This is a genomic window from Terriglobales bacterium, assembly GCA_035561515.1.
GTDB lineage: Bacteria > Acidobacteriota > Terriglobia > Terriglobales > Acidobacteriaceae > DATMXP01.
This window is the reverse complement of record DATMXP010000041.1, coordinates 40,053-54,007: the sequence shown is the minus strand read 5'-3', so window position 1 is coordinate 54,007 and position 13,955 is coordinate 40,053. Positions and strand designations below refer to the sequence as shown.

General features: G+C 55.8%; 13 protein-coding genes. 9 read left to right on the top strand and 4 right to left on the bottom strand.

Translation table 11 applies throughout. From position 1 onward, the window contains the following. Positions 1-377: 377 nt before the first annotated feature. From VN577_18440 to VN577_18415, 6 genes are all read left to right on the top strand, one after another. On the top strand, positions 378-2,252 hold the full coding sequence (locus VN577_18440) for a tetratricopeptide repeat protein (protein HWR16812.1): 1,875 nt from the start codon (positions 378-380) through the stop codon (positions 2,250-2,252). Between the two features lie 135 nt (positions 2,253-2,387). Further along, a complete protein-coding gene (locus tag VN577_18435) occupies positions 2,388-2,783 on the top strand; it encodes a hypothetical protein (GenBank protein HWR16811.1) in 396 nt (131 codons plus the stop codon). Further along, positions 2,780-5,584: an Ig-like domain-containing protein gene (locus VN577_18430; protein ID HWR16810.1), complete on the top strand. Its 2,805-nt coding sequence runs from the start codon at positions 2,780-2,782 to the stop codon at positions 5,582-5,584. Before VN577_18435 ends, VN577_18430 begins: the two co-directional genes overlap by 4 nt. A 291-nt stretch (positions 5,585-5,875) precedes the next feature. Beyond that, complete coding sequence (locus VN577_18425) at positions 5,876-6,400, top strand: hypothetical protein (GenBank protein HWR16809.1); 525 nt, start codon at positions 5,876-5,878, stop codon at positions 6,398-6,400. A 120-nt stretch (positions 6,401-6,520) separates the two neighbouring features. Continuing rightward, on the top strand, positions 6,521-7,087 hold the full coding sequence (locus tag VN577_18420) for a hypothetical protein (GenBank protein ID HWR16808.1): 567 nt from the start codon (positions 6,521-6,523) through the stop codon (positions 7,085-7,087). 2,006 nt (positions 7,088-9,093) lie between these two features. Beyond that, positions 9,094-9,666, top strand: coding sequence for a hypothetical protein (locus tag VN577_18415; GenBank protein ID HWR16807.1), 573 nt, complete (start codon positions 9,094-9,096; stop codon positions 9,664-9,666). Positions 9,667-10,848: 1,182 nt separating this feature from the next. Here VN577_18415 and VN577_18410 read toward each other — a convergent pair. From VN577_18410 to nhaR, 4 genes are all read right to left on the bottom strand, one after another. Beyond that, complete coding sequence (locus VN577_18410) at positions 10,849-11,007, bottom strand: hypothetical protein (protein HWR16806.1); 159 nt, start codon at positions 11,005-11,007, stop codon at positions 10,849-10,851. Continuing rightward, positions 11,004-11,381 (bottom strand): hypothetical protein, encoded by a 378-nt coding sequence (locus tag VN577_18405; protein ID HWR16805.1) that lies wholly within the window; start codon positions 11,379-11,381, stop codon positions 11,004-11,006. Before VN577_18405 ends, VN577_18410 begins: the two co-directional genes overlap by 4 nt. Positions 11,382-11,584: 203 nt before the next feature. Continuing rightward, positions 11,585-11,737: a lmo0937 family membrane protein gene (locus VN577_18400; protein HWR16804.1), complete on the bottom strand. Its 153-nt coding sequence runs from the start codon at positions 11,735-11,737 to the stop codon at positions 11,585-11,587. Positions 11,738-11,864: 127 nt separating this feature from the next. After that, positions 11,865-12,767 carry a transcriptional activator NhaR gene (nhaR, locus tag VN577_18395; GenBank protein ID HWR16803.1) on the bottom strand — a complete coding sequence of 301 codons (903 nt, stop codon included), beginning with the start codon at positions 12,765-12,767 and terminating at the stop codon, positions 11,865-11,867. 117 nt (positions 12,768-12,884) lie between these two features. Here nhaR and VN577_18390 point away from each other — a divergent pair, with 117 nt between their 5' ends. Genes VN577_18390 through VN577_18380 form a run of 3 tightly spaced genes read left to right on the top strand, consistent with a single transcriptional unit; the run spans position 12,885 to position 13,953 of the window. Beyond that, positions 12,885-13,214 carry an HPF/RaiA family ribosome-associated protein gene (locus VN577_18390; protein HWR16802.1) on the top strand — a complete coding sequence of 110 codons (330 nt, stop codon included), beginning with the start codon at positions 12,885-12,887 and terminating at the stop codon, positions 13,212-13,214. Positions 13,215-13,256: 42 nt separating this feature from the next. Next, positions 13,257-13,394 carry a hypothetical protein gene (locus VN577_18385; protein ID HWR16801.1) on the top strand — a complete coding sequence of 46 codons (138 nt, stop codon included), beginning with the start codon at positions 13,257-13,259 and terminating at the stop codon, positions 13,392-13,394. A 49-nt stretch (positions 13,395-13,443) separates the two neighbouring features. Then, a complete protein-coding gene (locus tag VN577_18380) occupies positions 13,444-13,953 on the top strand; it encodes a hypothetical protein (protein ID HWR16800.1) in 510 nt (169 codons plus the stop codon). Positions 13,954-13,955: the final 2 nt, after the last annotated feature.

Genomic DNA, 13,955 nt, shown 5'->3' with positions numbered 1-13,955 from the left:
AGGGACGAAAACCGCCACCTTGACTCCAGGCACACGACTTCAGCCCAATAGCATCTATATGGCAGTCATCAAAGGAACCGTGAAAGATCTGGCAGGAAATGCCATGGGTGCTGACTATATTTGGACGTTCCAAACCGGGGCTGAATAGGTAGAGGATTAGCGTTCCTGGCCGCCCGGCCGCTTGACCGGGCGGATCGTTGAATTATTGTCTTTGCCTAATCCACAGCCCTGCGCTTCATTACCACTGACCCACTGCCTCAAGACCCACTTTGGAACTCCCTCCCTCCCATCATGTCCAATTTCCTTGCAACCGGTAAACCAGCCTTCTAGCCTTTTAATTCGTCCCCCTTTAATTCCGGCCCCTGGATGCCATCCACATGCAGCCGTCCAAGGAACAGGCCGAGCTGTCCGCGCCACAGATCCGCTCCGAGCTTCAGCGGATCGCTTCTTCCGACCTTTGTCGCCGGTCTCCACAATTGCAGCGACTCCTGCTCTTCCTTGTCGAAGAGTCCCTCGGCGGACATGGCGATCGACTGAAAGAGTATGTAATCGGCGTCGAGGTCTTCTCGCGACCACCCTCCTATGATCCGCGTCTCGACTCCTTGGTTCGCGTGGAGGCCCGCAGGCTCCGTGCCCTTTTGGCCGAGTACTATGCTGGCGAGGGCGAGCACAATCCAGTTCGCATCTCTCTTCCCACCGGCAGTTACCGCCCCGTGTTTCACCCGGTGGCTGAAGCAGCACCGCCTTCGCTTAAGAAAAGTTCTCGATTCGCCGCCTGGACGTTCCTTGGAATTGCGGCGATCCTGCTGGTCGCCTTTATCGGCTACCGGATGGCCGCGCGACCGCGACCCATGCAGGTTCGCACCATCGCTGTTCTCCCCTTCGACAACCTCACCGGCGACGGATCCATGGACCTCTTCTGCTTCGGCCTGATGGACGAAGTTACAACCGAGCTTGCCAAGTCCGGCCAGTTGCGCGTTGTCGCTCGCACATCGTCGCAAATCTTCAAACGCGGAGACGACGTCGCGACCATCGCCCGTAAGCTCCAGGCCGACGCCGTCCTTGAAGGCAGCGTCAGCAAATCCGGCGACGAAATCCGTATCATCGCCCAACTGATCGACGCCCGAGACCAGGTTCACATCTGGTCGGAGAGTTACGTTCGTCCTCCGGAGAATACGATCCGCGTTCAGGACGAGGTTGCTTTCGCCATCGCTTCGGCACTCCGCGAGCGTTTGGCTCCAGGCGTCAAGCATGCGCGAACACGTTACAGCGAGGATGCGGCTGCGAACCAGTTTTATTGGAAAGGCATGTCGCTCCGCACCCCGATGGGAAAAACCGGATGGCGCGACAACCTCGCCAGGAGCGCTGAATACCTCGAAGCTGCCGTTCAAGCCGACAACCGTTTCGCCGCAGCGTATGCCGGTTTGGCGGATGTTTACGTCAGCCTTGCATGGGAGCGCGGTGGTGGACCAGTTACACAAGATCTCATGACGCGTGGTCGCCGTGCCGCCGAGCGAGCACTCGCACTCGACGACACGCTAGCCGAAGCCTACGGCGCGCTCGGAAGAATTCAGTTCTTCTTCGACTACGATCCTGCCGCCGCTGAAAAGAGCTTTGTGCGTGCCTTGTCGCTCGACTCCAGCAGTGGCGGGGTCCGCATGTGGTACGCCTATGCGCTCGCGATGCAGCGGCGTCCCGACGAAGCGATTACGCAGGCGAAGCAAGCCCGCGAACTGGACCCACTTTCTTTTATCGCTACCACCCACCTCGCTGTCGTCTACTACTTCTCTCGCCACAACGACGACGCGCTCAAGCTGGTCGACGAGACCATGGGCTTCTCTAACATCGCGCCCGTGCATGGTCTTCGCGGCATGATTTTAGAAACGCAAGGCAAATACGATCAGGCCATCCGCGAATACAAGACCGGTCTCCAGATGGCCCCAAAACACCCCTACATCAAGGGAATGCTCGGCCATGCATACGCTATGTCAGGCCATCCCGACGAAGCCACGCTCTTGCTGAACGACGCCGACAAGCCCTTCGAGCAAGGTGGACTCTCCGACCTCAAGCAGGCTTACATTCTGCTTGCCCTCGGTCAGACGGACGAAGCGCTTCGCCACCTTGAGCAGGATTTCAACCTCCACGATCCGGAACTGCCGTACGCCAACGCCGATCCTGTCTTCGATCCCGTCCGCAACCATCCTCGTTTCCAGACCCTCATGGCGAAGATGCACCTCGCAAAGCAGATTTAACCGTTACTTCACTCGAATCCACCGCCCGTAAGCGCCTCAATCCACAGACTTAAGCCCCGTTCATCATTTTCACCCCGTTTAACTTCCCTTCGGTTTTTCCGCTGTTCATAGTCCCAGCGTTTGCCCAGCCAAAACATGGACTTCCCGCCGGACAACTCGAGCATTCCTGACAGCGAGATCTGGTTTGAATTGCGTCGGCTTCTCACCGCGAAACCATTCGCAAGTTCTCCCAAACTCCGGAAGTTCCTCTGTTTCGTAGTCGAAGAGACGATGGCCGGACGAGGCGCCCGACTCACCGAGTACGTCCTCGGAGTCGCCCTGCTGGGACGTCACGCCGGATACGACCCTCGTCTCGATTCGCGCGTCCGCGTGGAAGCCCATCGCGTCCGGTCCGCACTCGCCGAGTACTTCCGCGACGAAGGGCGCAACGACCCGGTCATCATTCGTTTGGACAAAGGTTCCTACTCGCCATCGTTCCACCTCAATTCACCGGCATCCGAGCCACTTCCAACCTCAGGAGAAATTTCATGAAACGTATAGTTCCGCTCTTCCTATGTTTATTGCTTATATCCGGCCTGGCGGGATGTGGGGGTGGCCGCACCCAGGAGCAGCCCACTCCGCAAGTCTCGGTGACTGTCTCGCCGGCAACTGCAACCCTCATCGCGCAGCAATCGCATCAATTCACGGCGACGGTTTCCAACGCCACCAATACCGCCGTCAGCTGGAGCGTGTCCGGAACCGGTTGCACCGGTGCCGCGTGCGGCACCATCGATTCCACTGGACTCTACAAAGCTCCCGACTTGGTCCCTTCCAACCTCACTGTCACTGTCACCGCCACCTCGACCGCTGACGCAACCAAGTCCGGACGCGCATCGGTCAATCATCTTGCCGTCTCGATAACCCTTTCGCCCACCACCAGCCTCACCATGATCAGCACCGAGACGAAGCAATTCACCGCGACGGTGCTCAACGCTCCTGCCGGAAATGCGGGCGTCAACTGGCAAGCCGTCGGCGAAGGCACCATTGATGACACCGGTCTATACACCGCGCCTGACTTGGTCACCGCCGATACCACTGTCACCATCAATGTGACATCCAAGTTCGACAACTCCAAGCTCGCCTCCGCCACCATTTCCCTCAAGGCGCCGGTCATCACCATCGTCCCCGGAGATCTCGCCCTTGAATTGGGCGGCGCGCACATGCAGTACACGGCCACCGTCACCAACGTGCCACAGAACCACAACGGCGTCTTCTGGATCCTCAGCGGCCCCGGCACACTGACCCAGGGCGGACTCTACACCACGCCAGAACTCGTCTCTGACGCCACCACCGCAACCATCGAGGCACGCTCTGCCTTCGATCCGAACAAGACCGCCAGCGCCGTCGTGACTCTCTATCCCGTTTCGATAGCTGTTTCGCCGAAACAGGCCACTCTCTATCCGAAGCAGACGAAACAGTTCACCGCGACCGTAGCTCACCACGTCAACACGAACGTCACGTGGACAGCAACAGGTGCCTCCTGCGTTGGTGCAGCTTGTGGCACCATCGATGCCAACGGCCTGTACACGGCCCCAGGCGCCATCTCGGAAGAATTGCAGGTCACCGTGACCGCCACTTCGGTTGCCGACCCCAATCGGTCCGACACCGCAATCGTCACGCTCGAACCCATCGAGGTCACCGTCTCGCCCAGCACGGCAACCGTAAAGATCGGAGCGACTCAGCAGTTCACCGTCACGGTACAGGGTGGCGACAACTCCAAGGTCGACTGGACTCTCTCCGGCACCGGCTGTTCTGGCGCCACCTGTGGCACCATCGATTCCACGGGCCTTTACACCTCGCCGGCCGAGTTGCCTAGTCCTCCCACGGTCACCGTCACCGCCACATCCCAGGCCGACCCATCCCGGTCCGACACGGCTGTCATAACGCTCGTGCTGGACCCGAACATCAAACTCAAAGGGCAATATGCGTTCGTCTTCACCGGGTGGGACCCCAACGGTAAGGCCTTCGGCGCCATTGGCAGCTTCATTTCCGACGGCGACGGACACATAACCGGCCTGGTTGATATGAACGGCGCCAGCACTTCGCTCCGCCATATAAACCAGTCCATCACCGGCACTTATCAGGTTAATGCCGGTGATAACCGTGGCCAGATGACCGTCAACATCTCAACCTCTGCGCTCACTGTCCGGTTTGCCCTCGACTCCACCGGCAGTCGCGGCCATATCCTGCTGTTTGAGAACACTGGCATGTATGGTTCCGGCATCTTCAAACGGCAGACCACGGCAGACTTCTCGCTTGCCAATTTGACCGGCGACTACGTCCTCGGCATGACCGGGCAGTCGTATATGGGCGACGAGCGCAATGCCCTCCTCGGGCGTTTCCACACCAACGGCGCAGGCGCCATCAGCGATACCTCTCTGGATTTCGCGAACACCGGCGAATCCAGCATGAATTTCACGTTCCAGGGCTCGCTCGTCTTCAACGCGCAAACCGGTATGGCCTATGGACGCGGCACCATGCCAGTCACCAGCATGGCGGGCAACGCCAGCTTCAGCTTCTATCTTGTCGATAGCACCGAGGCTTACATGATCCGCACCGACCCTGTCAGCGAAGAAGCAAACATTCTTGTCGGCGGCATGTTGAAGCAGGTCGGCGGCCCCTACTCGGCTGCTTATCTCAACGGTAAGTCGGTCTTCTACATGTCCGGACTTCTGAACCAGACTGTCGACAAAGCCATGGTCACCATCGGACAGTTCAACCTGACCAACGGCGCCGGTACTTCCTACTACACCCGCAACTGGGGTGGAGGCTTATTCACCGGAAGCAGCGCCATCCAATTCGATGTCGCCTCCAACGGACGCGCCACCTGGACCTGGACCGCTCTCGGCAGCCCGTACATCCTTTATCTTGTCGGCCCGAATTGCGGATTCATCCTCCAGTACAGCGATCCCGGCAGCAGCGTGAACTTCGGCTTCTTTGAGCCGCAGAGCGCAGGCCCGTTCGACAATGCCAGCCTCAACGGCGAGTTCTTCGGAGGCGCCATCGCTCCGGCCACGAATGCCGTTGATTATGGCGAGGGGCTGCAAATCTACAAGGGCGACGGCACCTGGACCGGCACGGGCGACGTTGCCGGCCCCAGCGGCTTCTATCCGGATCAGTCCGTCGCCGGCACGTACATCATTACCGATTCGAATATCGGATCAGGAGCCTGGGTAGGAACATATCCCGGTACCTATCACAAAACGTTCTACATCATTAATCCACACCGACTGGTGTTCGTTCCCATGGAAGCTTCGAACATTCAGCCGGCAGCGGAGATATTTGAAAAGTGATCGGAACTCCAATTTTCGCGAATCGAATTTTCGCATGGATGAACAGCCCAGTCTAGGTGGTCTGGGCTGTTCGGTTTTGGGGAGGCGTCTGAGACTGCTAATCGGTCCGCTTTCGTCCGTGTCCTTCCGTACCGTCTCTCGCTATCGTTATCACACTCTTACCTGATCCGCATCACCGACAGCGTTAAACCGGACCCTGCACACTTGCCGCCCAATGCCACACTTCACGAAAGAGGCTCCAGATGTCGCTTCGGCCCCTTGGGCTCCTACTTCTCCGACTACGACGTTGCCATGATCACCAACGCTGACCAGGGTGTGGTTGTGAGTTGGCGCGACTTCCAGGTTCCGACGTACTCCTACTGGCGAGAGTGGGACAGTGAAGGGAACGAACTCGGCATCGGCGACAGCGGTCCCGCGCCGGAGAGCTATCCGTGGAAACTGACCACCGTTTCGGGCGGCGTAGTTACCGGCGAAGTAGCGGCGGCAAACCTGCCCGATCAGGACCATACCCCTCAGCCTGTTCTCCAACGCGAGGACGGCTCGTACCTGGGTTACCTTGAGTTAGATGCGCCCCAGATGATCGCCTTCAGCGCCTCGGGCAGCATCCTCTGGCTCTCCCCCACTAACCCCGACGGCTGGGCCGATCCACTCTACGCTCTTGCCGATGGCGGCATGATCTACCGGCAGTACACCAACTACGGAACCGGCGGCTATCAGACCCGGGAACTGATCCAATTGTCGGAGCAGGGCGAAGAGTTGAGCAGAGTCACGGATAGTGGATATCTGCTCTCCGGAACGCAACATGTCTACAACTAGAATACGGCGATAGCCGCTACCGTACTACTTCCGTTCCTCCTTGATACGTCATTTCTTCCTCAACTCGGAGGCCTAAACACAAAAGGAACAGCATCTTTTCGGGTTGACTCGGTCACAAACTTGGAAGTACGAAAAAAACTGGACGACAAGATGTGGTCAGCGTTCTCAAAGTCGCACTGCAACTCCCTCTTCAGCAACCCCAACGTCATGAGTGTCGTAGACTTGGAAGGAAGGAGTCTGTATTCAATCACAAACCTGAAGTCAAAGTTTGCAAGTACTAACTTCTACGATACGCGCAATGAGGCAATCGCCAACCTAAAGCTCGGCGAGGTGACGAAACAGCAGGTAAACGCTGGCTTAAGAAACACGACGCTCCGCGATTATCTGCGCGGTTCTAACGCTGTAACATCCCCCAATTTCGGTCTCGCTCAACAGTCAGCCATCATCTTTGCTCCAAATGTCCTTTCCGGAAGTAACGCTAAGTACCTTATCGTCCACGAACTGGTCCTTCATGCCTTCGCTGGGCTTGATGACATCGCGGTATATAACAATTCGACTTTGATACAGAGCGGACTCTGGCATCCCGCAGGCGACAACGCCACCACTTACATAACAGATTGGATCGCCACAGACTGCCAGTGCACTCCCGGACAACCGGGCGGGTGCACCAGGAGAGCGACATGGTAATGTGGAACAGGTATACGAAAACGATTCTTCACATCTTGTGGGTTTTTGCCATAGGGTTTGCTGGAGGTGCAACGGGAACGATATTCATGAAGAGCCGCGGTGGTGACGTAATTCGTGCTCACCGTTTCGAATTGATCGACTCAGCAGGACGCACATCAGCGTTCTTGGGAACCCAGGAGGACCAACCAGTGTTGATTTTCGTTGGCAATCAGGGTGGGGGGAACGCTTCTTCGCTCTTGCATCAGAGGGCACTCCTGGGCGTAGCGGCAGACGGCACCCCCATCCTCCAGTTCAGATCTGAAACAGGAACTCCAAGCGTTCGCTTATATGGCAACGCCAAGCCCGTGCTCCTATTAGGAAACAACACTGGTGTTCGTGTGTCGCTCGGGTTACTACAGAGCGACACACCAAGCATCAACGACGATGACTGGGGCCTAACTTTTCGACCAGAGTTAGCGACCATCGGAGTCTCAGCCGTGTCTGACCCCCAAGGGAAGTACTATCGCGGCTTTGTGACGGTGCGAAAAGAAAGGAAACCATTTCCTGATTAGATAGGCGGGTGGCCAAACCTTCGCGGTAACTCTGGCTTGGGTGGCCGGTCCTTTCGCTGCCGTTGGGAAAGGGCCGGCGTCCCTCAGAGATGACTTGTATCGCAACATTTGTCGTGTTGATTCTGCGGACGAAGATTTTGCAACCCAACATCCAGAATGGGCGCAGATCATTCAGACTGAGGCTCTTCACTCTCTCAAACGCGCGTTCAACGACTATCCAATCATCGTCCGCCCCGCGACGAAGAACTCCAAAGCAACGTGGGACCAATGTAAGCTCGATCCGAAATGTGTTAGTAACAACCTCGCGGATCAGGCACACATCGTCAGAGTCGCAGGAGACTTGAATCCAGCAGGGATTGGTTATACATATTCCGCGAGTCTCACCCCATACCCGGGAGTGAGAGTTACCAAAAGCAACGTTTACTACTACCCCTTAATGAAGAACTCCCTAGCAGTTCTGCAGAGCCTTCAACCCGCGCATCAACAGGCGAGTTGGTGTCCGAATTACACACGGCTCAACGCCGATGATGTCCGAACATTCCGTGAACTAGCGAGAATGCTAGGGAAGGCTATTGGAAATGCAGCTGTTCACGAGATCGGTCATCAGTTATCAGGATTCCCTTTTATTGATTGCGGTCCGGAGGGCGCACAGGGACGAAGTGGAGGAGTATGCGAAAACAAGGATAACTTTGTGTACAACTTCTATACGGCGAACGTGAACCCAAACGATCCCAACTTGCCTGACGATCCCGCTAACGGAGGACGTTTCTTTTACGAGCCGCGCGATAACCCCTTAATTCACTGGGGCCCGAAGAACAGGTGTTATCTCGACTACTACTCGACGCATTGGCATTGGTATCAGGTACCCCTGTATGACAACCCTTGCAAACAGTGAAAAATGGCCGTGCAATTGTTAACACGAACAAGGTGAATAACGCGATGGCATGGATTAAGAGCATTGCTATTGGCTTGCTGGTTGTAGCGGCGGTTGCAGTCCTCGCAAACGTTGCGTTTGTATACAGTCAAAAACTGGTTTGGCGAAACGTCCCTGACGTAACCGTCGGATGGAATCAGGATATATGGCTTGCTATACGAAGCTCGCCAGCGTTCTGGTGCATCGCAACACTCTCGTTCATTTTAGCTGTCGTGAATGTACGTAGGCGTCAATCTGTCTCTTCGTTGCGTAGATCCGGAGAGAGAATCAAGACCGATTAGGATGGATTTGGGTGCCCGTGGATAACAGTGAAGGCGTTTCAAGACGGGCGGGTGGCCTCACTGTAGCGTTATCTCGGGTTTTGGCGGGTGGCCGAACCTTCGCGTTAGGACTGATTTGGGTGCCCGGTCCTTTTGGCGTTCTGTGCCGATAGGGCCGGTGGCCCTGAGGGTTGAACGATTTCATCAATCCAGTCCATCGTGTGTCACCATTATGACGACAGTTCGACAGGTGCCTCGATAATGCTCTATTTCACCGATCCACTGACGAATTCCGATCTGGGCGTCGTTCTGGCGTGGCCTGACGTAAGCAGTGGGTATTACCTCTACACCCGCGATTGGGATGATCAGGGAACCTACAATAATATCGGCGGCACCGGCCCCGTACCGACAACCTTCTATTCCAAACTGACCACGATCACCAACGGCCAAATCGCCTCAGAAGTTAACCTCCAGCTCGACCCAGCGTATCAGGGCGTCGCGCCTCAATCTGTTCTTCAGCGCGAAGATGGCTCCTACATCGCGACATTCAATCACGGACGCAACCTGCTCGCATTTAACACCGCCGGTGAGGTCCTTTGGAGTAGGATTACTCCGGTCGAAACGGAAGCTCAATACGTTCTAGCGGACGGAGGCGTGATTTACAAGGAGGGTGGCTCAACACCCCAGTTAGTCACCATAGATGCCCAAGGAAATGAAGTCAGCCGGGTGTTGGATAACGGAATCAGATTCTCTTGGAAGGGGGCCTACAAGCCGGGATCGACAATGTTCATCGAAACTGGATCGACTGGGGACCGAGGTCCCTCGCGTGCTTAGGAGAAAAAACGTCCGGATCAGGGCGTGCCTGCGAGGAGTAACACCATGAGAATGCAATTGCTTCGTCTCAGAGACCTGTCGCTTGCAATGACTGTTGCCTTCGGATTCCTTCTCTATGAGCTCACGACTTCTGCTATTGGGCCCCCGATGTTCAGAGATTTGAAGCGGCATGTTAATCGCCTACTCGGCCATCAGTTTGACGATCCCTCCGGCGGGCACATAGCACTTGCTGTGCTTGGGATTTTCGTCTCAGGACTCCTTTTCGTATGCGTTCGATTTTTGCTCAGAAGATTTAGGTACCGATGGATTCCCACCATTCTCTGTCTGACAGCTTTGATCGGTGTGTCTCCCCTTGTTTGGTTCGGTTCCACTGGCGGCAGAGGAATGCAGTTTTCATCCGCGACATTGCTCGTTATCGTCAGTGGTATTGTGATCGCACTTACCCCATTATGGTCCGAGCGACGACTCCTTTCTGCTTCGATGTTCGGTATCGCACTATTGACCTACTCGGCCTATTGGTCATGGCTGTATCAGCGAGAGTTTCAGTCTGCGATGATGCTGACCGTACCCCTGTTGGGCTTTGTCACAGGATTCATGTGGCGATTGGCCGAACCTTCGCGTTAGCATCAGCTTGGGTGGCCGGTCCTTTCGGCGTTCTGTGCCGAAAGGGCCGGGTTACCACGAATGTTGACGGCCCGTTTTTCCAAATTACCCAATTACCAAATCACCAAATTACTCAATGGCTCCCTTCCCAAATTGGCAAAACCACCCGTAAGTGATGTCAAGGGGGTCACGACACCCTTTTCCCCGCAACATCCTGAAAACACTCACAAAATAAATTTTCAAACCTTGGCGTGTTGCCCCCACCCAAATTGCTATCCTGAATATGTAGGTGGTGAAGACGAATTTTCCGTCTCACCACCTTTCGTCTTTGCCGACGACCAACGACTAAGGACTAACGACTTGTTTTTTTGCCTTACTGACGAACTGAGGAACCGATGAACTCATAAGCCCTTTGTTTTCATATATGCGCTGTCTAACTCCCTTGTTTTCATATACAGATTCTCCATATTGTGAAAACAAAGGACTTATAAATCCTTTGGAATCATATATGTAGAGCCCGACGCTCGCTTAACTGCTTTGTTTTCTTATATAAGGCAAAAAGGGGGGGAGGGGGTGCCCTCAGTAAAAATCCGAACAGCTCAGGAAGAACCCGCACAGCGGGCACACCAATTTGCAGCTCTTGTCTCGAAGCTCGGTCGAACAGTTCGGACAAACCTGCATCACGTCGCCCGGATCGGACTCGATGTTCGGAATGGAAGGCTTAGCGTCGTCGCTCACAGGGTCTCGTCCCAGAGAAGAGAATACATGTCTTCTCCGGCTACAAGGCGACGAAGCGCTCGCAACTGCGGTGGAAAGAACAGGAAGCCGGTGCCTTTCTGGGCCTGGAACTGAGAGAACACGATATCGGTTACATTGGCCGGCCTGCCCAATTCTCTAAGCATCGCCGCCAGATCCTCCCGCTGCGCCGGAAGGAACCCCGGCCGTTCCGACACCCACGCCAGCTTCAACAGTGCGCAGAAGGTCTCCAGGTCCTCACGCGTCATCTCCGACTGCCACCGCGGATTGAACGGAAAAAACGGATACGGGTTCTTCTCCACCACCCGCGCGCCTGGCCACATCGGCACCAGTGGCGGACATCCACCTCGCGGCACATTACCTCCTGGAAATTCCAGAGTACCGGCACCCCTCTGGAACACAATGAGGCAACTACCTGAGAAAAAACGTCCAAAAAAGGAAAAAGCGGAGCATTTCCGCTCCGCTCCTTCGGGCCTCTTGCCACGATGCTTCGCCGCCGATTGATTTCAAGACGGTGCCTTTGCAAGACGGCGCTGATGCAAATGGTAAAAGCGTGAAGCTAAGGTGCGACTCGCCTGCCGGTCGCCAACTGCACGATAAGAACGATCACGGCAGCAACCAACAGAAGCCACAACCACGCCCCAATCTGGTACGTGCCCACCAGTCCCAGAATCCACAGGACCAGCAGCACTAAGAAGATGAACCAAAGCATTCGTCACCTCGACCACATTGCAGGTCTCGGGTATTGAGGTGCTGATTAGGTAAGGAAGGTTGTCAAATTTCGGCAACAAACAGCCAGAACGTGCCTCCGATGGCGTCTTTCGACCGGTGTTACAAAACTACCCTTTGAAAAGCTTCGACCTTGCCGCTCGTGAAATTGCGACCACTGCTGGATGCTGCAGCTTACGCTCGGCGCTGATCGCATAAAACTGCGTCCGAACCTTCTGCGTATGACCAACGATCGAAAGACCTTTCTGCTTCCGGACCTGGTCTTCCATCACCGCTGGAATCGGGAAAATTGCAGGCCCTTTCTCGCCGAACGCCCTTAACAGGGCATGGTCCTCGAACTCGCCCAAAATCAACGGACGAATTCCCTGCTCCTCAAACCAGAAGTCGAGATTGCGCCGAAGCGCCGTGTTGTCGGTCGGCAGAAACATCGGCGCTCCATCCAGCGACTTTGGGAACTTGTTCCGAAACTTCGCCGCTGAAGCCGCTTTTCCCACGAACAACACGCCGCACTCGCCAAGCAAGTGACTGTACGCCCGGATCTTGAGGGTCGGATCAACCGGAGCATCCGACAAAACCACATCCAGTTCATGCGTAGCGAGCCGCCCAAGTAGCTGATCGGAGGTCGCTTCGCGGCACACGATTCGGATCGATTCGGGAAGTTCCATCGCCGGCTCAAGCAGAGCCTGAACGACCGACTTCGGCATCACGTCCACGATGCCGACGTCAAGACGCAACGGCCTCCCGATTGGCCGGTTCTTCAGCACGTCCAGCATTTCTCTCCCGAGGCCAAAAATATCTTCGGCGTAACTGAACACGAGTCTTCCGGTGTCGGTGAGCACAAGACGGCGGCCCGATCGCTTCATGAGTTTCTCACCCAACTGATCCTCCAAGAGCTTCAGTTGGGTGCTGATCGCAGGCGCCGAAACGCGCAGTTCCTGACTTGCTCGATTGATACTGCCAGCGCGGACGACGGTCCAGAAATACAAAAGGTGATGGTAATTAAACCATTCCATGGTCAGATTCCCTCGATGCTATCATTAACTTAATGTTAATTGAATTATACATCTTATGTACTTTTATTAATCCTTTATATGACCTACAGTGAATACAGAACAAACATGGAGGAGCTAATGCAGACCATCGTTCGAATCAATGAAGCCGAACTAGCGGAAGTATTCAAGTCATACGTCGAGAGACGGCTCCGGTTTGCGCTCGGCCGGTTTGGAAGTCGAGTCGGGCAAATCACGGTACGAATTACCGGAGGAGGAAGAGAAGAGCACCGGTGCCGGATCAGTGCAGAGGTACTGCCGTTCGGGAGAGTCGCGGTAGAAGAAGCAGATATGGATCTGTTCTCCGCACTTGACCGCGCGACCGGGCGTATCGGGCGGCTCTTCGGCCGTGAACTGGAACGGGTCCGCGAAGCAAGGATCGGCCGCGATTCCATACGAATGGCTGCGTAAACAACCCAGAAAACCCAGACTGTGAAAAGGAGGACCACGAAGATGTTTCAAACAATTGGGAGCACTGTCGATCGCGAACGAAAACCGATCAGCGCCGAGATGCTGCGTGGCTTGCTGTCGCTTCTGGGCGGAATCATCGCCATAGGACTGCTCGTGTTGCTCATCACTCTCAGCGGATAACAAAGGGCGGGGATCACTCACCGGCCCATTACAACTCAGGAGTGGCGAAGTGGAGGTTACTGAAAAGTGCAAAGGTACTACTTTTCCCGATGCGGCAGTCGCAGCGGAGGATCAATACGCCGGACAACGAGGCCTGGTGCGCACGCTGCCGTGGTGCTCGAAACTGCGCGATGTAATCCGTCCAGGCTCGGTTCTGGTGTACTCGCGCATGATCCGGCTGCCGCACGAACTGTCGCTGGAGGGTTGGCCATTCGGGAAATGGTCAATTCTCGGAGGCATCGAAGGAGGCACGTTCGAGCGTGAGTTGCGAACGCGGGGATGGCAGTTCCGCCGTTGGCCGAGGTTAGGCGCCTGGGCAACGGGGTTTAGCTACTACGCGGCCCTGGCTCTCGCGATCGAAAAGTTGACCTCCTGCGGAGAACGGCAGTATCGAAACGCACTGGAGATCAGCACGGTAAGGGACTGGCGCATCCTGACGGTTCATTTCGTGCGTATCACCGCAGTACCTGCGACGGTGTACTGGAGTCGAGAACATGTATTCAACAGGCCAGCAGCCTGAAT